The sequence below is a fragment of the Streptomyces sp. NBC_00075 genome, assembly GCF_045041225.1.
GTDB lineage: Bacteria > Actinomycetota > Actinomycetes > Streptomycetales > Streptomycetaceae > Streptomyces > Streptomyces adonidis.
Genome location: NZ_CP108243.1, coordinates 345,546 through 366,691, shown reverse-complemented (window position 1 = coordinate 366,691; position 21,146 = coordinate 345,546). Strand labels below are relative to the sequence as shown.

General features: G+C 70.5%; 19 protein-coding genes. 14 read left to right on the top strand and 5 right to left on the bottom strand.

Features of this window, described 5'->3' with window-relative positions:
* Nucleotides 1-12 precede the first annotated feature (12 nt).
* The 4 genes from OG787_RS01705 (at nucleotide 13) to OG787_RS01690 (ending at nucleotide 5,771) form a co-directional block, all read left to right on the top strand.
* Nucleotides 13-636 (top strand): TetR/AcrR family transcriptional regulator, encoded by a 624-nt coding sequence (locus tag OG787_RS01705; protein ID WP_369034255.1) that lies wholly within the window; start codon nucleotides 13-15, stop codon nucleotides 634-636.
* 388 nt (nucleotides 637-1,024) lie between these two features.
* Nucleotides 1,025-4,042: a cation-translocating P-type ATPase gene (locus OG787_RS01700; RefSeq protein WP_405534065.1), complete on the top strand. Its 3,018-nt coding sequence runs from the start codon at nucleotides 1,025-1,027 to the stop codon at nucleotides 4,040-4,042.
* A gap of 48 nt (nucleotides 4,043-4,090) precedes the next feature.
* Nucleotides 4,091-5,443: an NAD(P)/FAD-dependent oxidoreductase gene (locus tag OG787_RS01695; RefSeq protein WP_405540379.1), complete on the top strand. Its 1,353-nt coding sequence runs from the start codon at nucleotides 4,091-4,093 to the stop codon at nucleotides 5,441-5,443.
* Nucleotides 5,430-5,771 (top strand): hypothetical protein, encoded by a 342-nt coding sequence (locus OG787_RS01690; RefSeq protein ID WP_369034252.1) that lies wholly within the window; start codon nucleotides 5,430-5,432, stop codon nucleotides 5,769-5,771. The genes OG787_RS01695 and OG787_RS01690 overlap by 14 nt, the downstream gene beginning before the upstream one ends.
* A gap of 21 nt (nucleotides 5,772-5,792) precedes the next feature.
* Here the strand turns inward: OG787_RS01690 and OG787_RS01685 are convergent, their stop codons facing one another.
* Nucleotides 5,793-6,236: a hypothetical protein gene (locus tag OG787_RS01685; protein WP_405534064.1), complete on the bottom strand. Its 444-nt coding sequence runs from the start codon at nucleotides 6,234-6,236 to the stop codon at nucleotides 5,793-5,795.
* A gap of 167 nt (nucleotides 6,237-6,403) precedes the next feature.
* Between OG787_RS01685 and OG787_RS01680 the strand changes: the two genes are divergently transcribed.
* Nucleotides 6,404-7,318 (top strand): sigma-70 family RNA polymerase sigma factor, encoded by a 915-nt coding sequence (locus OG787_RS01680; protein WP_369034250.1) that lies wholly within the window; start codon nucleotides 6,404-6,406, stop codon nucleotides 7,316-7,318.
* Here OG787_RS01680 and OG787_RS01675 read toward each other — a convergent pair.
* Complete coding sequence (locus tag OG787_RS01675) at nucleotides 7,278-8,135, bottom strand: RNA polymerase subunit sigma (protein WP_405534063.1); 858 nt, start codon at nucleotides 8,133-8,135, stop codon at nucleotides 7,278-7,280. The genes OG787_RS01680 and OG787_RS01675 overlap by 41 nt on opposite strands.
* A gap of 212 nt (nucleotides 8,136-8,347) precedes the next feature.
* On the opposite strand from OG787_RS01675, the gene OG787_RS01670 reads away from it, so the two are divergent.
* From OG787_RS01670 to OG787_RS01660, 3 genes are all read left to right on the top strand, one after another.
* Nucleotides 8,348-8,641, top strand: a complete 294-nt coding sequence (locus tag OG787_RS01670) for a WhiB family transcriptional regulator (RefSeq protein WP_369034248.1) — start codon at nucleotides 8,348-8,350, stop codon at nucleotides 8,639-8,641.
* Nucleotides 8,642-8,664: 23 nt separating this feature from the next.
* Nucleotides 8,665-10,272 carry a cytochrome bc complex cytochrome b subunit gene (locus tag OG787_RS01665; RefSeq protein WP_405534062.1) on the top strand — a complete coding sequence of 536 codons (1,608 nt, stop codon included), beginning with the start codon at nucleotides 8,665-8,667 and terminating at the stop codon, nucleotides 10,270-10,272.
* 73 nt (nucleotides 10,273-10,345) lie between these two features.
* Nucleotides 10,346-10,687, top strand: coding sequence for a hypothetical protein (locus OG787_RS01660; RefSeq protein ID WP_369034246.1), 342 nt, complete (start codon nucleotides 10,346-10,348; stop codon nucleotides 10,685-10,687).
* Between the two features lie 58 nt (nucleotides 10,688-10,745).
* Here OG787_RS01660 and OG787_RS01655 read toward each other — a convergent pair whose 3' ends face one another.
* Nucleotides 10,746-11,435: a sigma factor-like helix-turn-helix DNA-binding protein gene (locus tag OG787_RS01655; RefSeq protein WP_405534061.1), complete on the bottom strand. Its 690-nt coding sequence runs from the start codon at nucleotides 11,433-11,435 to the stop codon at nucleotides 10,746-10,748.
* Between the two features lie 218 nt (nucleotides 11,436-11,653).
* Between OG787_RS01655 and OG787_RS01650 the strand changes: the two genes are divergently transcribed.
* From OG787_RS01650 to OG787_RS01625, 6 genes are all read left to right on the top strand, one after another.
* A complete protein-coding gene (locus OG787_RS01650) occupies nucleotides 11,654-12,658 on the top strand; it encodes an alpha/beta hydrolase (protein ID WP_369034244.1) in 1,005 nt (334 codons plus the stop codon).
* A gap of 92 nt (nucleotides 12,659-12,750) precedes the next feature.
* Nucleotides 12,751-13,710, top strand: a complete 960-nt coding sequence (locus OG787_RS01645) for a patatin-like phospholipase family protein (protein WP_405534060.1) — start codon at nucleotides 12,751-12,753, stop codon at nucleotides 13,708-13,710.
* Nucleotides 13,707-14,930, top strand: a complete 1,224-nt coding sequence (locus OG787_RS01640) for a macrolide family glycosyltransferase (RefSeq protein WP_405534059.1) — start codon at nucleotides 13,707-13,709, stop codon at nucleotides 14,928-14,930. Before OG787_RS01645 ends, OG787_RS01640 begins: the two co-directional genes overlap by 4 nt.
* Nucleotides 14,931-14,936: 6 nt before the next feature.
* Entirely contained in the window at nucleotides 14,937-15,422 is a 486-nt protein-coding gene (locus tag OG787_RS01635) for a hypothetical protein (RefSeq protein ID WP_369034241.1), read from the top strand.
* Nucleotides 15,419-16,360 carry a hypothetical protein gene (locus tag OG787_RS01630; protein ID WP_405534058.1) on the top strand — a complete coding sequence of 314 codons (942 nt, stop codon included), beginning with the start codon at nucleotides 15,419-15,421 and terminating at the stop codon, nucleotides 16,358-16,360. The genes OG787_RS01635 and OG787_RS01630 overlap by 4 nt, the downstream gene beginning before the upstream one ends.
* A 115-nt stretch (nucleotides 16,361-16,475) precedes the next feature.
* Complete coding sequence (locus OG787_RS01625) at nucleotides 16,476-19,247, top strand: ATP-binding protein (RefSeq protein WP_405534057.1); 2,772 nt, start codon at nucleotides 16,476-16,478, stop codon at nucleotides 19,245-19,247.
* Here OG787_RS01625 and OG787_RS01620 read toward each other — a convergent pair.
* Entirely contained in the window at nucleotides 19,244-19,423 is a 180-nt protein-coding gene (locus OG787_RS01620) for a hypothetical protein (RefSeq protein ID WP_235472515.1), read from the bottom strand. The genes OG787_RS01625 and OG787_RS01620 overlap by 4 nt on opposite strands.
* A 244-nt stretch (nucleotides 19,424-19,667) precedes the next feature.
* The gene (locus tag OG787_RS01615) at nucleotides 19,668-21,044 is read right to left on the bottom strand and encodes an IS1380 family transposase (protein ID WP_405534056.1); all 1,377 of its coding nucleotides are present in this window, start codon (nucleotides 21,042-21,044) and stop codon (nucleotides 19,668-19,670) included.
* Between the last annotated feature and the right edge of the window lie 102 nt (nucleotides 21,045-21,146).

The window sequence follows — 21,146 nt, the reverse complement described above, 5'->3', positions numbered from 1 at the left end:
CGAGGTCCCTCCGTGTCCCAGCCCGTCGGTCGTGTGCCGCAGCGAAGCAACGCGCGGTCCAACCGGGCGCGCATCCTGGCGACCGCGCGCCAGGAGCTCGGGCGGAACCCCGACGTCACCCTGGAGGAGCTGGCCCGCGCCTCCGGTGTCGTCAGGCGCACGCTCTTCGGGCACTTTCCCGGCCGGGCGGCGCTCCTGGACGCGCTGGCCGAAGAGGCCGCCGAGGCTCTCCGGGACGCTGTCGCGGTCGGAACGCAGGGCACGGAACCGCCCGAGCGGGCGCTCGCGAACTTCGCGTTGTCGATGTGGCCGGTGGGCGACCGCTACCGGATGCTCCTCGCACTCGCCCAGCGGGACCTGGGCACGGCCCGGGTCGCCGAGCTGCTCCGCCCCGCCCGTGTCACGGTCACGGCCATCGTGGAGCGGGGCCAGCGGGACGGCGTCTTCCACTCGCATCTGCCGCCGGGGGTACTGAGCGCCGGCCTGGAGGCGATGACGATCGCCCTGCTCGAAGAGGTCAACACCGGGGCGCTGGAGGACGACGGCACCCGGGTGGCCGTCGCCACACTCATCGCGGCCGGGGTACCGGAGAAGCGGGCGAGCGCCGTGGTCGACGAGGCGTCGGCCGAGGCCTGAGCCTCGCTCGGCCCGGCGAACCCCGGTACTGGGGGCCGCCGTTGAGCGCGCACAGCGCTCTGGAGCGACGCACGGAACACCGACCGGTCGAAGGGCCGCGTCTACGAGTGGGGTCCGGAAGCCGCCGACAGGAGCCGATCCGGAGCGGCGCGACCCAACTGACGTGACGTCGCGTGCCCGGTGGCTGGCAGCGGGCTCCATAGCCGCGGGACAAAAAGGGGACGGTGCCGGGCGCCCCCTCCCGGCACCGTCCGGGCCGGCCGCGCGCCGCTCAGGCACAGCCTGTTCTGGGGTGGTGGAGACCGGGAGGAGTAGTCCCCGGCCTCCGCGTCGTGCGGCCCGTGTGCGAATCAGACTCCGTCCACTCCCGCGCACCGGGGTGCCGTTCATGCGCCGGGCAGCAGCGCACCTCGGCATGCCCCCGGGCCGCTACCGGGTCATCGGCACCCTGGGCCGCCGGGCTGCTGTTAGGCCCGCCTCGGCGGCAGTGGCTCACGCCGGGATGACCGTGGCCGTCGGCTGGCGGTCCGTGGCGGGTGGCCCCGGCCGGGCGTGTCACATCCCCGTCTCACGCCCGGTCATACGGCTGGAAGCATCCACGAGCCCGCTGACCCGAGGAACGCACATGACGACGCCGGCCGGGCAACCCGAGAGCAAGGTCGCACGCGCAGCCCCCGCCACGCAGGTCTCCGCAGGTCGACCGGACGCCTACCGGCAGAGCGCCGCCCAGGTGGCCGACCGGCTCGGCGTCGTGCCGGGGGTGGGGCTGAGCACGGGACAGGTCTCCGAGCGCACGGCGGTCAACGGCACCAACCAGCTGTCCGGACCGGCCCGGCGCCCCGAGTGGCTGAAGTTCCTGGACCAGTTCCGCAACTGGCTCATCGTCATCCTGCTGATCGCCGCCGTCGTGGCCGGAGCCATCGGTGACATCAGGGACGCGGTCGTGATCACCGTCGTCCTTCAGATCAACGCCGTGCTCGGCTACTGGCAGGAGCGGCGCGCCGAGCGCAGCCTGGAGGCGCTGCGCCGGATGCTCGTGCCCATGGCGAAGGTGCGCCGCGACGGCACCGAGCAGGTGGTGAAGGCAGAACTCCTGGTGCCCGGAGACGTGGTCCTGCTGGAGGCCGGCGACCGCGTACCGGCCGACGGCCGACTGACCGTCGCGGAGACCGTCGAGGTGGACGAGGCGGCGCTGACCGGCGAGTCCCAGCCGGTCACCAAGAGCGTGACGGCAGTTGACCCCGCCTCGACCGACCAGGTACCGCTCGCCGAGCGCACGGACATGCTGTTCATGAACACCGCCCTGACCCGGGGCCGCGCCGAGATGATCGTCACCGCCACCGGGATGCGCACCGAAGTCGGCGCCATAGCCGAGGCGTTGCGCACCGGGACGGAACCGCCCAGCCCGCTCCAGGTACAACTGGACAGTCTGGGGAGGCGGTTGGCGCTGCTGAGCGGGGTCGCGGTCGTCGCCTACGCCCTGAGCGCCTGGATCCGCGGCGAGCCCCGCTCGGACATCGCACTCCAGGCCGTGGCCCTGGCCGTCGCCGCGATCCCCGAGGGGCTGCCCGCCGTACTGGCCCTGACCCTGGCACTCGGCGTGCACCGCATGGCCCGGCGCGGCGCCATCGTCAAACGGCTCGCCTCGGTGGAGTCGCTCGGTGCGGCGACCGTCGTATGCAGCGACAAGACCGGCACGCTCACCCTCAACGAGATGACCACCCGCACCTTGTGGAGCGCGGGCAGGCTCTACGACGTCACGGGGGAGGGGTACGGGACGACAGGCGCCGTTCGCGTCCATGGCACCGAAGGCACTCCTCCGGCCGACGGCACGTCTCCGGCAGACGATCTCCGTGACGCCGTGCTCCCCTTCGCCCTGTGCAACGACGCACGCCTGACCGGCGGTTACTACATCGGCGACCCGACCGAGGCCGCACTGGTCGTCCTGGCCGCCAAGGCCGGGGTGGACGCCGAATGGACCCGTGCGGAGCTGCCCCGGGTGGGCGAGCTGCCCTTCGACGGTGCCACCAAGTACATGGCCACCTTCCACACCGAACCCGACGGCCGTACCCGCGTCCACGTCAAGGGCGCGGTCGACGTCCTGCTGGGCATGTGCACCGACGTCCTCACCGGGGAAGGCCCGCGTGCCCTCGACGAAGAGCGCCGGGACGAGGTCGTCGCGGTGTCGGAGCGGTTCGGCAGCTCCGGACTGCGGGTGCTGGGCGCGGCCACCGCGGTGTTGGACGGTTCGCCGAGCGCCTTCACCCCGGCCGTACTGCCCGGGCTGACCCTGGTGTCCATCGCCGGGATCGCCGATCCGCCCCGACCGCAGGCACGGGACGCGATCGCCCTGTGCCGTTCGGCGGGAGTGGCCGTGAAGATGATCACCGGTGACCACGCCGACACCGCTGCGGCCATCGCCCGGGAACTGGACATCGCCGGTGACGTCGTGACGGGCGCCGACCTGGACCGGATGACCGGCGAACAACTCGCCGGGCGCGTCGACGTCATCGGCGTGTTCGCCCGGGTCGCCCCGGAACACAAGGTGGCGATCGTCCAGGCACTGACCGGGCGGGGACACGTCGTCGCCATGACCGGTGACGGTGTCAACGACGCCGCCGCGCTCAAGGCCGCGCACATCGGTGTCGCCATGGGCATCACCGGCACGGACGTGGCCAAGGAAGCCGCCGACATGGTCCTCACCGACGACGACTTCTCCACGATCGTGCGGGCCGTCCGCGAAGGGCGGGCCATCTACGCCAACATCGTCAAGTTCGTCCGCTTCCAGCTGGCCACCAACATCGGCGCGATCCTCACCCTGCTCAGCGCCTCCCTCGCCGGACTGCCCTCCCCGCTCACCGCGGCCCAACTGCTGTGGATCAACATCATCATGGACGGTCCGCCCGCGATGGCCCTGGCCGTCGACCCCGCCCGCGACGACGTGATGCGCCACCCGCCGCGCGACCCGGGGGAACGGATCCTGGACGGCCGCAGACTCCTCGCCATCGGCTGGGCCGGCGCGGTCATGGCCGCGGGCACCGTGACGCTCTTCGCCGTCGCCCGCTCGTACGTCGACCCGGACACCGCACTGACCATGGCGTTCACCACGTTCGTCCTGTTCCAGCTGTTCAACGCCCTCGGCGCCCGCACCGACGAGGGCCCGGTGCTGGGCCGCTTCCAGCTCCGCAACCGCGCGCTGTGGCTCTGCCTGGCCGGTGTCCTCGTCGTGCAGGTCGCCGTGGTCCAACTGCCCTGGGCGGGCACGGTCTTCGGGACCGTGCCGCTGACCGCGGGCCAATGGGCGCTGAGCCTGGGCACCGCGTCCACCGTGCTGCTCGCCGAATACGCCCTGCGCGCCGTACGGTCGGCGCCCCGAAACCACCGTTGTCACACCGTGGCACGCTGAACTGTCTATGTGACTGACGGACGAGAAACAGAGGAAGTCATGGGAACCATGCGTGAGATCCTGATCGTCGGCGGCGGCTACGCGGGCTTCTACACCGCGTGGGGCCTGGAGAAGTCCCTGCGGGCGGGCGAGGCCCGGGTGACCGTCGTCGACCCGCGCCCGTACATGACGTACCAGCCCTTTCTGCCGGAGGTGACGGCCGGTTCGGTAGAGGCCCGCCATGCCGCCGTGTCGATGCGGCGCCATCTGCGCCGGACCCGGCTGATCGCGGGGAGCGTGACGGAGGTCCGGCACGCGGACCGGGCGGTCACGGTCCGGCCGGCGGACGGGAACGACTTCGAGCTGAGCTACGACATCATCGTCGTCACCGCCGGCGCGGTGACACGTACCTTCCCCATACCCGGCCTGGCGGAGCACGCCATCGGTCTGAAGCACGTCGAGGAGGCCGTGGCCATCCGCGACCGGCTGCTGACCGCGTTCGACCAGGCCGCGTCACTGCCGCCCGGCCCCGAGCGCCGCAAACTGCTCACCGTCACCTTCGTGGGCGGCGGGTTCTCCGGCGTCGAGGGCTTCGGCGAACTGCTGTCGCTGGCCACGGCGATGCTCAAGTACTACCCGGAGCTGAGCGCGGCGGACGTGTCCTTCCATCTGGTCGAGGCCCGGGACCGCATCCTGCCCGAGGTGAGCGACGGGCCGGGGGAGTGGGTGGTGCGCTCCCTGGAACGCCGTGGCGCGCAGGTGCACCTCGACGCTCAGCTCGTCTCCGCCGTCGACGGGCACGTCGTGCTCTCCACCGGGGAGGAGTTCGACTCGGAACTGATCGTCTGGACCGCCGGCAACGCCTCGAACCCGGTCGTGCACAGCCACACGGACCTGCCGGTCGACGAGCGGGGCCTGCTCGTGGTCCGGCCCGACCTCCGTGTCGGCACCGACAGTGAACCGCTGCCCGACGTGTGGGCGGCCGGGGACGACGCGGCCGTTCCCGACCTGGCACTGCCGATACCGGGGGCGCGCACGGTGCCGAACGCCCAGCACGCCGTACGGCAGGGCAGGCTCCTCGCCAAGAACATCGCGGCCGGCCTGCACGGAGGCAGGGTCCGGGACTACCGCCACGGCAGCCTGGGAGTCGTGGCCACGCTGGGCCTGGGACGCGGCATCTTCCAGTACCGGAACATCGTCATCAAGGGATTCCCCGCCTGGCTGATGCACCGGGGGTATCACGTCCTGGCCGTGCCGACCTGGGAGCGCAAGATCCGTGTGCTCACCGTCTGGCTCACCGCGGCCCTGTTCGGCAGGGACCTCGTCTCCCTCGCCTCCGTCCAGCACCCACGGGACGCCTTCGTGACGAGCGGCGACCCACGCACCGCTTCCCTCTCTGGAGCAGACCATGGACGCGCGTGAAGAGGCTGCACGCGGCCTGACCGACATCGAGACCTTTCTCTACCGCGAGGCCCATCTGCACGCGGCCCACCAGCGCGTGGCGGACTTCGTATCCCGGGAACCCGGGCTGACCCCGGCGCAGAAGACCCACATCGAGCGCTGGTATCTCGACGAACAGACCTATGTGGCCCGCATGGTGACGGACCACATCGCCGACAGCATCAGCGCGGTGCACGCACAGCACCGTGTCCGCCTCGGGCGCTGGCTGCGGGGCACCATGATCGCGATGACGCTGATCACCTTCGTGCTGGCCGCGCTGTGCGTGGTGATCGTGGCGGCGGTGAGCTGAACCACCGGGCGTCCGATACTTCTATGAACGCCCGGCGCGGTACAGGCCCCGGCCGGTCCGCTGTACGCGGGAGGCGCCGACCAGGCGGTCCAGGGTGCTGCGGACACCGTTGATGCTTCCGCTGTCGGTGTCACGGCCGAGAGCCGCGGCGACATCGCGGGCCCGTACGGCGGTGTCACCGATGCCGGCGAAGTACTCCATGATCTGCTCGGTGAGCCTGCCGTACGACTTCTGCCCGTCCGAGTCCGAGGGCTCGGCGGAGACACCGTCGGTCTGCGGTTCGGGGGAGGGCGCCGTCCGGATCAGGGGTTGCAGGGCACTGAGAGTCCGCTGCACGGAACCGAGATGGGCCACTACAGCCGCCAACTCCCTTTCCAGCGCCTGCTTCTGGATCCGCAGGCGGGCCAGGTCCTCCTGAAGGCTCTCAGCGGTGATCTCGATGCTGTGCGCTGCTCCGGAGACCATGTGTTCCTCCCAGTGACTCGCGCCGCCGCACAGTGCGCCGGGCAGCCTCCGCAGTTTACCCACGGTCGCACCCACACGGTGTGTCCGAGGAACGCCACTGTCACAAAAGCGGCTCCTGCTCGGTCTAGTGGAGCAGACGCAACCGGAGGAACGGAGACCGCTGGACCATGGATCTCGAACCGTCCGCCACGACGAGCGACCTGGAAGAGGCTGTTTCTGTCTTTGTGCAGCACCGGAACCGTCTCTTCGGGATCGCCTACCGTGTGCTCGGCAGCGCGGTCGAGGCCGAGGACGTGGTCCAGGAAGTGTGGTTGCGCTGGCAGAAGACCGACCGTTCCGTCGTGCTCAGCCCGGTGGCCTTCCTGTCGAGCGCGACGACCCGCCTGGCCATCAACGTCGCGCAGTCCGCGCGAGTGCGCCGGGAGACCTACATCGGGCCGTGGCTGCCGGAGCCCGTCGACACCAGCTCGGACCCGGAGCTGGGCGCGCAGCGCGCCGAGGCTCTCGAAATGGCGCTGCTGCTGGTGCTGGAGAGACTGAGCCCCGCCGAACGTGCCGCGTACGTACTGCGCGAGGCGTTCGACTACGCCTATCCCGAGATAGCCGAGATCCTTCAACTCAGCCTCGTCAACGTACGGAAGATCGTGAGCCGGGCCCGCAAGCATCTGTCGGAGGAGCAGCGGGGGAGCGTGGACGCGGCGGAGCACCGGCGTCTGCTCAGCGTCTTCGTCGCGGCGGCCCGGACAGGGGATGTGGCTTCGCTGGAGGCCCTGCTGACCCCCGGCATCGTCAGTCTGTCGGACGGCAACGGGATGCGGGGCTGTGCCCGTATCCCGGTGCTGGGGCGTGCGCGGGTGGCCAAGATGGTGACGTATCCGAAGCTCTGGCGGGGGGCGGAGCCCCGGCTCGTCGACGCCAACGGTTCGACGGGTGTGCTCGTCCAACGGGACGGCCAGGCCATCGCGTTCATGACCCTGGCCGCCTCGGAGGAAGGTGTCCATCAGCTGATGTGGGTGTTCAGCCCCAGCAAGATCGCCGCGTTCATCGACTCGGGTTCCAGGAACGGAGTTTGTCGGGGTTGAGGACGACCCAGACCTGGGCGACGTGATGGTCGGCGATGTCGAGGCTGATGACGGCGGCGACCTGACGGTCGTACCGGACGACGAGCCCCGTGGTGCCGTTGACGGGATGCGTGGTCACCGTGGTGCGCGGGTGGTGGGCCAGGAGCGTCAGCAGGCTGTCGGCGACCTGCCGGTCGCCGTGGACGGGCCTGGTGAGGGCTCGTACCTTGCCGCCGCCGTCGAAGAACGCGGTGGCGTCCGCGGACAGCAGCGAGGCCAGCCGCTCGGCGTCCTCGCTCGCGCAGGCCTGGCGGACGGCGCGGGCGAGGGCGTCCTGCTCCGCCGGTGTCGTGGGACGTGAGCGCCGCTGCCGCAGACTGTGGCGGGCCCGGTCGGCCAGTTCGGCACACTCCGGTTCGGTACGTCCGACGACGTCGGCGATCGCGCCGGGGGCCAGCCCGAAGACGTCGTTGAGGACGAACGCCGCCCGCTCGGCGGGCGAGAGCAGGTCCAGCGCATGGAGCAGCACCTGACCCACCTCCTCCTCGAGCCCCTCCTTGTCGGCCTGCGCGCGAGGCGCGTCCGCCTCCGTGGCCGTGCCCCGGCCGGGGAGGGAGAGCCGGCCCAGACAGATCCCGCCCGCGGTCTTCGCGAGCCAGGACCGGGGCGCGGTGATCCGGCTGTGTTCGGCGTCGGACAGCGCGTACCACCGGCGGTAGGTCTCGTCGACGACGCTCTCCGCGGCGCCCGGACTGCCCAGCATCCAGTACGCGACATCCAGCAGATACCGACGCTCGTCGAGCAGCTCCGCGATCGGCACCGCGTCAGCATGGTCCATACAGCGGCCTTCCTCTCACACCATATTTCTCGGCTCCGTCCGATTGACCGGACACCCACGGATCTTGTGACACGGAGGCGGGTGTCACACCTGCGCCCCTTGCCCGGTCTCAGGTGACAAAACCCCCGGCGCCTTCTCGTGGAGCCGAGAAACTCCATGATCGAATTCCGGGGCCTCCAGCAGAACGACGAACTCCGGAGGACTGATCTCTCATGACTGCTGAACGCGGGGACTATGCCGTGCGGTGGCGCGAACGGGCAGCCTGTCTGCGCGTCGACGACCCGGACCTGTTCTTCCCCATCGGAATAAGCGGCCTGACGCACGTACAGGTCGACGAGGCCAAAGCCGTCTGCCGTCGCTGCCCCGTCGAGGAGCAGTGCCTCGACTGGGCCATGTACGTGGGGCATGTGGAAGGCATCTGGGGCGGTACGACGGAGAGCGAACGCCGTGCGATGCGGCGACGCGGGGCCCGCCGGGACACGAACGCGGTCTCCACGGCGGCGTGAACGCCGCACCCCTTGAGCGATTCATGGACGGTGGTACGGATATGGGTGACGGGGCAAGGGTTGCCGAATGGTTCGAAGGGCGCCTGGGTTCTTCTGGTTCGCTCCGGGAGAAAGCGCGCAGAGCATTCCCGGACCACTGGTCGTTCATGCTGGGCGAGATATGCCTCTACAGCTTTCTCATCATCATCGTGACGGGCGTGTATCTGACGCTGTACTTCCATCCCTCGATGGAGCAAGTGGAGTACCAGGGCAGTTATGCGCCGCTGAAGGGCCAGTTGGTGTCCGAGGCGTTCGACTCGACCATGCACATCTCCTTCGACGTCCGTGGTGGCCTGCTGATCCGGCAGGCTCACCACTGGGCGGCGCTGGTCTTCGTGGCCGCCATGCTCGTCCACATGATGCGGGTGTTCTTCACCGGCGCCTTCCGTAAACCCCGCGAACTCACCTGGGTGTTCGGATTCCTGCTGCTGATCCTCGGGATGTTCGGAGGCCTGACGGGATACGACCTTCCGGACGACCTCCTCTCCGGAACGGGACTCGCGGTCGTCAACGGAACGATCCTGTCCATCCCGGTCGTCGGCACATATCTCTCGATGTTTCTCTTCGGGGGCGAGTTCCCGGGGGAGGATCTGGTGGCGCGCTTCAACACGATCCACGTTCTGATCATTCCGGCCCTCATGGTGGGACTGCTCGTCGCCCATCTGATCCTGGTCCTGCGCCACCGGCACACGCAGTATCCGGGCCGGGGGCGGACCAACAGGAATGTGGTGGGCCTGCCGCCGAAGGTGCGGGCCGTCAAGTCGGCTGGGTTCTTCTTCCTGGTCTCCGGTGTCGTTTTCGTCATGGCCGCGATCGCACAGATCAACCCCATCTGGGAATACGGCCCCTACCGTGCCGACCAGGTGTCGGCCGGATCGCAGCCCGACTGGTACATGGGTGTGGCGGACGGGCTGCTGCGGGTCATGCCCGGCTGGGAAATCACCTTCGGGGGCTACACCCTGGCCCTCGACAACCTCATCCCGCTGTTGGTCGGCGTCGGTCTCTTCCTCGCCCTGGGCGCATACCCGTTCATCGAATCCTGGGTGACCGGCGACGACCGTGAGCAGAACCTGCTCGACCGACCGCGAAACAGGCCGGTGCGAACGGCACTCGGGGTCGCCTGGATCAGTTTCTATCTGGTGGCCCTGATCGGCGCCGCGAACGACATCATCGCCCTCCGCCTCCATGTGTCGGTCAATGCCGTGACGTGGGCGGTTCGCATCGGGCTGGTCGTCGTACCTCTCGCCGCCCATGCCATCACGAAGAGGTGGGCTCTCGGGCTTCAGCGCCGGGACCGGGACAAGGTCCTGCACGGCCGCGAGACCGGCATCGTCAAACGCCTCCCGCACGGTGAGTTCGTCGAGGTGCACGAACCGCTCGGCCAGGAACAACTGCACGCGCTCACCCAGCACGAGCAGTACAGGCCGATCGACGCCCGCCCCTCGGTGAACGGCGAGGGCCCGAACGCCGGATCACGCGTTGCCCGGCGCCTGCGGGCCAGGCTCAGCCGCGGCTTCTACGGTGAAGGCGCGCAGATCATCAAGCCGACCGCGCAGGAGTACCAGGAGATCACCGGTGAACACCGGCACTGAGCCCTTTCCAACCATCCTGGAGCTGATCGCCTCGACCTGAGGAGGAAGCCTCACTGCCTCCTATACTCCTGGCGTGTCTGATACGTCGAACTTCTTCCACGTTTCGTCCGTGCTCAATCGGCGCTCGATCGCACAGCATGGCCTGGATTGGACTCGGATGGGTGCCGCACGGGGGATCGCCGGCAGCCGGCGCCCTGAGGTGGAGGGGATCTTCGTCTGTCAGGGCGAGGAGACAGCAGAGTTCTTCCTTCAGATCAACAACACCGGTGGGCCGGTTGACCTCTGGTCCGTGGACGGCATCGATGAGGAGTTGCTCCTCGACAACGGCAACGGATTCGTCTACCTGCCCGGCCGCATACCAGCCGCGCGAGTCCGACTCCTGCGGTCAGACGTTCCTCCGCAGCCTGGTTTCTGACTTCGCGCGGCAGTACGGCTGTTGGAAGGGGCTCACTGACATCCCCGGGCGGGCACCATCAGGACCTGCCGCCCACATCCGAGCCGGCCTCGGAGAGGACCCGCTCCAGGCCGGCGAGGTCACCGGACCGGGCTGCCGCGAGGAACGCCCGGACGAGCCGCCGGTGCGCGACGGAGTCCACCGGCTGCCTGCAATGACCGGTGGCGAGACGCTGCTGGGCACGGGTGACCTGCTGCCTCGCGTTGGCGATGCTCAGGCGCAGCACCTCGGAGATCCGCCCGTACGGATAGCCGAAACCCTCACGCAGGACATAGGCCGCCCGTTGGCTCGGCGTCAGTGTCTCCATCAGCAGGAGAACCGCCGCCTCGACGGCGTCCCGCTGCTCGACCACCGCCTCCGGGGTCACCCGGTCGTCCACGAGTTCCGGGAGCCAGGGACCGGCGCAGGACTCCCGGCGCCTCCAGGCGGACTGGACGACGTTGAGGGCCAGCCGGCTGGTGGTCGTCCTGAGCAGCGCCGACGGGTTCAGGACGAGCGTGCGGTCCGTGCCCTGCCAGCGGAGCCACGCCTCCTGGATGACGTCCTCGGCCTCGTTCGCGTTGCCCACGATGCGGCCCGCGATCCTGAGCAGTCCGGGTCTGGCGCGGACGAACACCGACGTCGCGGCGTCCAGGTCACCGATCGTCGGGCCGGCCGTCGTACCGGCCGTCTCCCGACCCTGCCTGCCTTGGACCGGATACGTGTACACGACCGGCTCCTCTGCTCGCTCCGGGGGCAACGGCTTGAAGGGGTGCGATGGCCAGAATCCCGCCCGGGGGCAGCCGAGCGCGCCCGTAGGAACCCGTAGGAGACTCCGTGGTCGTGCCACGGGGGAACCGTGGCCGGGCGGGCCTGTCACACCTTCGGCGCGCGCCCTGTCATAGAGGTGACAGTGGGCACGAGCCTGCCGACCCAAGGAGTGCCGTGATGACGAAGCACGTTCTTGAGACCGCGGCTCAGGAACTCGCGGACACGACGTCCGTCCCACCGTTCCTGCACGAGCTGGGTCCGGAAGGTGCCCGTAAGTTCCTGGACGAACTCCAGGCGGAGCCGGTGGACATGCCGGACGTGGACGAGAAATGGATCACGGTGCCCGCCGAGGTGGGCGACGTACCGGTCCGCATCGTGAAGCCCCTCGGCGGCCACGGCACACTGCCGGTCGTCCTGTACGTGCACGGCGGGGGCTGGGTCATGGGCAACGCCGGCACCCATGACCGTCTGGTGCGCGAGCTGGCCGTCGGCACGAACGCCGCCGTCGTCTTCGTGGAGTACGACCGCGCACCCGAGGCCAGATACCCGGTCGCCGTCGAACAGGCCTACGCGACGGCCCGGTGGATCACCGTGAACGGCGCCGAACTCGGCCTGGACTCCTCCCGCCTGGCCGTGGCCGGCGACTCCGTGGGCGGCAACATGACCGCGGCCCTGACCCTCATGGCCAAGCGGCGCGGCGACGTGACCTTCGTGCACCAGTCGCTGTACTACCCCGTCACCGACGCGGCCCAGAACACCGACAGCTACCGGGAGTTCGCGGACGGCCCCTACCTCACGGCCAGAGCCATGGCCTGGTTCTGGGACTGCTACACCCCCGACCCGGCCCGGCGGACGGAGATCACCGCCTCACCGCTCCTGGCGAGCCTGGAGGAACTGCAAGGGCTGCCGCCCGCACTCGTCATCGTCGACGGCAGCGACGTACTGCGGGACGAGGGAGAGGCGTACGCCCGCCGGTTGACCCAGGCCGACGTACCCACCGTCAGCATCCGGATCAACGGCGCCCCGCACGACTTCATGATGCTCAACCCCCTCCGGTCCACCCAGGCCGCGACCACCGCGGTGGACCAGGCGATCCACACCCTGCGCACCGCTCTGCACGGCACGGACACGGACGTTCATGGCCGGAACACACGGTGGCAGCCCGGGACTCACACATTGTGATCGTGACGGTGGTGTCACAGATCGAGTGGTAGCCCGGTCCTCCTTGCGGGACCACATCCGATTCAGCGCCATGGGAAGAAAGGTTGATCACCGTGAGGGTCACTCGTCCCCCGTCATCGAACCGGCCGCCCGGGGAGCCGACATCGGCGGGCCTGCACGCCCTTCCCCGCCCCGTGGCGGTGGTGGTGGGCGCCGGTGGGGTGCTCGGGGCGGCGCACGTCGGTGTCGGGTACGCGCTGGAGCAGCGCGGATTCGTCCCGGACATGATCATCGGGACCTCGGTGGGTGCCCTCAACGGGGCGATCGCGGCGACCCACCCCGAGCGGGCCGCGCCATGGCTGGACCACGTGTGGACCCAGTTGCGGCGCCGTGAGGTGTATCCGCTCGGCTATCTGTCCTCACGGGCCAGCCTCTTCACCGACCGCGGTCTGCGCCGCCTGATCGCCAGGGCCGGACTGCCGTCGACGATCGAACAGCTGGCCGTCCCGTTCACCGCCGTGGCCATGGACCTGGTCACCGGCACTCCGGTGCTGCTCGACCACGGAGACCTCGAGTCCGCCCTGCTGGCGAGCGCCGCCATTCCCGGCGTACTGCCCCCGGTGGAACGCGGGGGCCACACCCTCGTCGACGGCGGAGTGGTCGCCTACGTCCCCGTACTGGCGGCCCAGCAGGCCGGGGCGGCCAGCATCGTCGTGGTGGCGACCGGTCCGGAGAGCTCGCCGCTGCAACCCGTCGATCCGCGCCGACGCGCCGGTGCGATCGCCGCCAGGGCCGGGCTGCTCCTGCTGCGCCACCAGATCGAACGCGACCTGCACGAGGTGTCCCAGCACCTGCCGACCGTGGTGCTTCCCACCGGCATCGAGGCCTGGCCCGCCCCCTGGGACTTCCGCCATTCCCAGCGCCTGATCAACACCGCCTCCCGCACGGCGGGGCGCTTTCTCGACGGGCTGCACATCGACGGGCCGGGTCTGTACCGCGTCGACGCCCCCTCGACGGCACCCGCCCTTCGTGGCGGGGCGACAACTACGTCCCCATTGGAGGCAGGCCTGTGAGCACCATCGCGTTCCTCAACATCGGCATGCACGGCCATGTCAATCCGACGCTGCCGCTCGTGGCCGAACTGGTCCGGCGCGGCCACACCGTCACCTACCACACCACGCCCGAGTTCCGGGAGGAGATCGAGGCCGTCGGCGGGACCGTGCACCTCTACCGCGGGGGCGACCAGCCGTTCCCCGACCCGCCCACGCCGCTCACCTGGATGGAGGCGCTCGCGACCACCGCCGTACGCTGGCTGCCCGCCGTGCTGAGCGACCTCCGGCGCGAGCCACCCGATCTGATCGTCCACGACAGCGCCTGTCTGTGGGGCGCGGTCGCCGCCCGTGAACTCGGGGTTCCGGCGGTCTCGTCGTTCACCACGTTCGCCTTCAACCGCGAGGTCCCCAGCCCGACCCACGGCTCGAAGGAGTTGCTGGACGCCGCGCGGAAGCGGCCCGGCAGCCTCCAGGGATATCTGCGGTCCCGTTGGACGCTGCACCGGCGTTTCGCCGCCGGAGGCCTGCCGCTGATCGACGTGGCGAACATCCGCCAGCCGCTCAACCTCGTGTACACCTCACGGGAGTTCCAGCCCGCCGCCGAGGACTTCGACCGCTCCTACCGTTTCGTCGGCCCGAGCATCGGCGCCCGCCCTGCCGACCCGTCGTTCCCGTTCGACCGGCTCCAGGACCCGGTTCTGTACGCCTCACTGGGCACGGTGTTCAACGCCGACCCGCAGCTGCTGCGCACGTTCGCGACCGCGCTCGCCCCGCTGGGCGGCACCGTGATCGTGTCCACCGGGCAGTCCGACCCCGACGCGCTCGGGCCGCTGCCGGCCAACGTCCTCGCCCGCCGCTTCGTACCGCAGCCGGACGTACTGGCCCGCGCGGCCCTGTTCGTCACCCACGGCGGCATGAACAGCGTCAACGAGGCCATGTACGCCGGGGTTCCGCTGCTGGTGGTCCCGCAGGGCGCCGACCAGCCGATGGTGGCCCGACGCGTCGTCGAACTCGGCGCCGGCCTGTCGATCCGTACCGAGGACGTCGAAAGGGTCTCCGTACGCGCCCTCGCCCGGCGCCTGCTCCACGAACCCGGGTTCCGGGCCGCGGCGACCGAACTGCGGGCCGCCCAGCACAAGGCGGGCGGCTATCGACGGGCCGCCGACGAGCTCGAGGAGTATCTGCGGGAGGCCGGACCGGTCCGGCAGCCGGTGCACGTCGACCCGTCACCGAGAGGCTGAGCGGCGATGTCCCCCGTCATCGTGCTGCTGCTGTTCGCCGGGCTGTCGGAGGCCGCCGGACGCATCCTGCCCCTGGTGTCCCGCCGGCCCGGCATGTCCCGCACCTTCGTGGCCGGGCTGCTGGTGGCCGCAGGCCTCGTCGAGGCCACCGTGTTCGCCCTGTGGCCGCTGACCGCCTGGACCCTGGCCGAACTGGTGCTGTCCACCCCGCCTCCGGGCACCGGCCTGGAGTGGACGCCGAGCCTGGTCGCCCCGCTCGTGCTCTCCGCCGTCCTCGCCTTCCCGCTGCTCGGCCCCCTCCTCCACCTGGTGGTCTTCGTCGGCGTCGGAGCAGGTCTGGTCGCACCCCTGGCAACCGCGACCGGGCTCGGCTGGTGGAGCGCCGCCGGATGCGTGACCGTCGCGGGAATCGGTCTCGGCGTCACCGTGGAATGCGTACGGCGACTGGTCGTACGGGTCAGCGCGACCCCGCCGCCGGAGGTGACCGTATGAACGACTTCCTGCTCTGGGCCTGTCTCCTCGGACCGGCCCTGATCGCCGAAGCCCTCCTGGCCCGCTACGAGGTGCTCGCCTACAGCGCCGGCTGGCGGGCCCCCGTCACCGAACTCCCGGCGGGCACGCCCTACGCCCGGGGCGCGGCCCCCGACAGCCCACCGGACGCCTACCTCGTCTACCTCGACGGCATTGGCAAGCGCCGCGTCCGCGACACCCGGGACGGCGGCCAGCTGGTCAAGGCCGTGCTCGCCGGGGCGCCCGAGCTACGGGTACTCGGCCAGGTGCAGCCGTACTCGCCACTGGCCGACCCGCTCGCCGACCGGCCGGCGTGGACCTGGTGGCTGCGCCACCATGCCGGGCTGCTGCTGTTCCTGCACAACGTCATGCAGGTCTTCGTCGCCGCCGACCGCCGCTACCGCCCCCTCTACAACAGGGCCGTCGGCTCCCAGATCGCCACGCAACTCCGGCTCGCCGGGTACGAGCCCGGCAGCGGCATCCCCGTCGTGCTGCTCGGCTACAGCGGCGGCGCCCAGGTCGCCACCGGCGCGGTCGAGGAACTCCACGCCCAGCTGCGCTGCCCGCTCACGGTGATCATGCTCGGCGGGTTCCACAACGGCGCCAACGACCTCACCCACGCCGAACACGTCCATCGGCTCACCAGCGCGGGCGACCGGATCGAACGGGTCGGTACCTGGATCTTCCCGCAGCGTTGGCGACTTTTTCGCGGCAGCAAATGGAATCGCGCCGACCGCGCCGGGAAGATCACCGTGCACCGGCTCGACCCGGCCACCCACCTCGGCCCGCGCAGCTACATCAGCCCGGAGGGCCGACTGCCCGACGGCCGCAGCTACCTCGACCGCACCACCGAGACCGTGATCGCGATCGTCCGCGCCCAGCGGGGCGCGAGCGCGGAGACGGACCTCCCGCGACCGTAGGGGACCAGGTCCCGTCGGCAACAAGTGCCTGTCTTTGCTTCCACAACCACACCAGCACGGCGATCGGGAGGCGTATTACGATACCGACCGGGGTGTGTCAGACAGGAGAACTGCCATGGCGAGGAGCGGTGCGGGCGCCGGACTCCTCGGAAGGCAGCACGAGTGTCAGGCCCTCGACGCCCTGCTGGCCGGCGCCAGGGCCGGGCGCAGCGGTGTACTGGTCCTGCGCGGTGAGGCGGGGATCGGCAAGACCGAACTGCTGAAGTACTTCCTCGGCCGGGCCACCGGATGCCGCACGGTCAGGTTCTCCGGCGTCCAGTCCGAGATGGAACTCTCCTACGCCGGACTGCACCAGCTCTGCGCTCCGCTGCTGGCCGGCCTCGACCAGCTGCCCGAGCCGCAACGCGACGCACTCGGCACGGCGTTCGGACTGCGGGGCGGCGCCGCGCCCGACCGGTTCCTCGTGGGCCTGGCGACGCTGAGCCTCATCGCGGACGCCGGCGGGAACCGGCCGCTGGTCTGCCTCGTCGACGACGCGCAGTGGCTGGACCGCGCCTCCGCGCTGACCCTGGCGTTCGTCGCCCGTCGGCTGCTCGTGGAACCGGTCGCCCTCGTCTTCGCCGTCCGTGAACTCAGCGCCGGTGAGGCCCTCGACGGTCTGCCCGAACTGCCCGTGACGGGACTGTCCGAGAACGACTCCCGCGAACTCCTCGACTCGGTCGTCACCGGGCCGCTCGACCAGCGGGTGCGCGACCGGATCGTCGCCGAGTCGCGCGGCAACCCGCTGGCCCTGCTGGAACTGCCTCGCGGGGCGACCACGACGGAGCTGGCGGGCGGCTTCGGCCGCCCCGACACACTGTCCCTGCCGAGCCAGATCGAACAGGACTTCCTCCGCCGCGTCCAGGCGCTGCCCGCCGAGACCCGGCGCCTGCTGTTCACCGCCGCGGCCGAACCCATCGGCGACGTGACGCTGCTGCGGGGCGCCGCCGAACGGCTGGGCATCGACGTCGACACCGCCGCATCCCACCCCGACGCGGCGGAACTGATCACCCTCGGCACCTGGGTACGTTTCCGGCACCCGCTCGTGCGCTCGGCCGCCTATCGTGCGGCGAGCCCGCAGGACCGGCGCGAGGCGCACCAGGCGCTCGCCGACGCGACCGACGCCCGGCTCGACCCCGACCGCAGGGCCTGGCATCTCGCCGCCGCGACCCCGGGACCCGACGAGACGGTCGCCGCCGAACTGGAGCGTTCCGCGGACCGGGCACAGGCACGCGGAGGCATCGCGGCGGCGGCCGCGTTCCTCCAGCGCGCGGCCACACTCACACAGGATCCCGCCCGGCGGGCGCAGCGCGCGGTCGACGCCGCACAGGCGACCCTCCACGCCGGTGCCTTCGAACCGGCGGCGGCCCTCCTCACCACGGCGGCGGCCGGACCCCTCGACGAACTGGGGCGCGCCCGGATCGACGTACTGAACGCCGGGATCGCGTTCGCCCAGAACCGTGGCAGTGAGGCACCCGAGCTGCTGCTCACCGCCGCCCGCCGGTTCGGGCCGCTCGATGCCGCACTCGCCCGCGACACCTACCTGGACGCCGTCGCGGCCGCGATATTCGCCGGTCGGCTGGCACACGGCCCGGGACTGCCGGAGGTGGGCGAGGCGGCGCGCGCCGCGCCACCGCCCCAGCGGCCGTCGCGGCTGCCCGACCTGCTGCTGGACGCCGTCGCCGTGCGCCTCACCGACGGGTATCCGGCCTCGGTGCCGATGATGGGACGCGTCCTCGAAGCGTTCTGCGACGAGGAACTCCCCGTCCAGGACGCGCTGCGCTGGCTCTGGCTCGCCGGGGTCCTCGCCTCGGACCTGTGGGACGACGAACGCGGGCATCTGCTCGCGGCCCGTCATCTGACGATCACCCGCGCGGCCGGCGCACTCAGCGCCCTGCCCGACGTGCTCGAAGCCCGTGCGCACGCACACCTCCTCGCCGGGGAGCTGACGGCGGTCGCGTCGCTGGTCGACGAGGTCGCGACGGTGTGCGCGGCGATCGGGAGCAACCCGACGCGCGTACTGCCGCTCGGTCTGGCCGCCTGGCGGGGCCGTGAGAGCGAGGCCCGGGCGCTGATCGACACGATCATGAGCGAGGCGGTACCGCGAGGGCAGGGGGCCGCCGTCACCGTCACCCACTGGTACCACGCGGTGCTCTGCAACGGCCTCGGCCAGTACGCGGAAGCGCTGACCGCCGCCCAGGAGGCGGCCGCCCATCCGTACGAGTTCGCCTCCCCGCGCTGGGGCCTCGTCGAGCTGGTCGAGGCTGCCGTACGCAGTGGCTCGCCCGAGTCGGCCACCGACGCGCTCGACCAGTTGTCCGTGGCGACCCGGGCCAGCGGCACGGACTGGGCGCTCGGTGTCGAAGCGCGCTCGCGGGCGCTGCTGAGCGAGGGCGACACGGCGGAGCGGCTCCACCGCGAGGCGATCGAGCGGCTCGCCCGGACCAGGGTCCGCGTGGAGCTGGCCCGCGCACACCTCCTGTACGGCGAATGGCTGCGTCGCGAGAACCGCCGCGTCGACGCCCGTGCCCAACTGGGCGTCGCCCACGACATGTTCGGCGAGTTCGGTGCCGAGGCGTTCGCCGAACGCGCGCGAAGCGAGTTGCAGGCCGCGGGGGTGAAGGTGCGCAGCCAGGTCGTCGCGACGCCCGCGGCCCTCACCGCCCAGGAGGCGCAGATCGCCCGCCTCGCCGGCGAGGGGCTCACGAACTCCGAGATCGGCGTCCAGCTGTTCATCAGCCGCCACACGGTCGAATGGCACCTCCGCAAGGTCTTCTCCAAGCTCGGGATCTCCTCCCGCAAGGAGATCCGCACCCTCAGCCTCGAAGGCGAGGCGACACCGGCCTAGCGCAGCCGGTGCAGAGCGTCGGAAATGGCTTCCATCCGTTTGTCGACGTCCACTAGTTCCCGGCGCAGTTCGGCGGCGCGGGTTTCCAGTTCGGTGGCTTCGGCGGTCAGCGACACGACTGTGGCCGCCATTCCTTCCCGGTTCTCCGAAATCGTCAATTCCCTGTGGTCGGGCATGGAAGGCCATTTCCTTGTGAGCGGAGTTCACAGCGGAATGTGGTCCCCTGCCCGAGGGCAGGGGACCACCGGCAGGACTAGCCTCGATCTTTCTTGATGGGCCGTCGACGAAGTCGGCGGCCCATTTCGTTGTCGATGGCCGAGACCGGGCAGGCCGGGGGCCCGGGTGTCGTCTCGGGTGGACGCCGGTTTCCACTGTTCCGGGTGAGGGTGATGCTGCTCGTAGGGGTGGGAAAGCTGCTGGTCAGCCGGGGTTCGGCAAGAGTGCGAGCCGTTCGAGGGCGTCTGTGATCTCGCGGGTCCAGGGCCAGTGGCGGGCAAGGCGGAGGAGGCGGCGCCGGCCGGTGATGACGAGCTGGCCGGCCGCGGAGAACAGGCGGAACCGCAAGCGACGCGGTTCCCAAAGTCTCGCCTGGCCGGTCAGGGCGAGCATGGGCATCCAGGCCAGCAGATCGAGCGCCATCTGGACGGTCTCCAGCCAGACCTGATTCTGCGCGGTGTCGTGCAGGGGAAGGTTGCGGAGCCCGGTGGCCCGGGCGGCTCGGATCCGGTCCTCCGCGCGAGCCCGCAACCGGTGACGGAGCTCGAGTTCGGCGATCGGCCGGTCGGCGGTGTTGGTGGCGAAGCACGTGAGACGCATGCCGTCCGCATCCGTGATCCGCAACTGGGCTCCGGGGTGGGGACGTTCCTTGCGGACGAGCAACCGAATGCCCTGCGGCCAGCCGTCGAGCAGGTCTCCGGTGAGTTCGGCGACCCAGGCCCCGTCACGAACCTCGCCGTCCGGCTCGACCGCGGGCGTCCAGGCCGATGCGGGGATCTGAAGAACGTGCTGGTGGATGGCCTCGGTGATCACCATGCCGACCGAGTAGGACAGCCAACGCCCGCGCTGGGCGAGCCAGGCCACGAACTCATGGGTGCCGCCCGCAGAATCACAGCGGATCAGCGTCCGCCGTCCTTGCCGGTACTTTTTGGGCAGTTGAGCGAGGGCCAGGCGGGCGGCTGCGATGTGGTCGACGGCCGTGTTCGAGCCCGCGTTCCCGGGTCTCAGCAGGGCGGCGACGGGTTCACCGGTCCCTCCCGGACCGTGGTCGACGAACCCCATGAGCGGGTGATGACCGTAGGACTTCTTCCAGGTCGGGGCCGCGTCCTGCTTGTCCGAGTGCGCGACGACCAGGACCCCGTCCAGGTCCACGGTCACCTGTCCGCCGGTGTCCGGAGCCCGGTTGCCGGCCAACTCCCAGACGCGTCGGCGGACTTCGGAACGTGCGGCGCGGATGGCGGTCAGCGCCTTCTCGCCCGAGGCGGCAAGGGTGTCGATCAGCCGGGAGACCGTAGGGTCGGAGGCGACCGGCCCGAACACGGCAGGCTCGGACCGCAGCAGGGTGATATCGGCGAGGCAGTCCCCGCCCAGCGCGACCGCCAGTGCGAGGTCCACGAGTATCTTGCCGGGGTCGTGGACGGCCCGCGGCTTCCGCCACAAGGTCAGGGCTGCGGATAAGGCCTGGTCAAGACCGGTCTTGCGGACAGTTTCGATCAGCAGGACCGAACCGGCCTGCGAGACCACGGCCCGGCCGTCCTCCCGGATACGGACACGGGGGTAGGACCCGATAGGCTTCTTCACCTGGAAAGTGCCTTTGGTTTCAGCGGGAACAAGGACCTAGACAATCCTCATTCTTGCTGGTCAGAGGCACTTTCTGCTTGCCTGACCGCCTATCGGACAGCC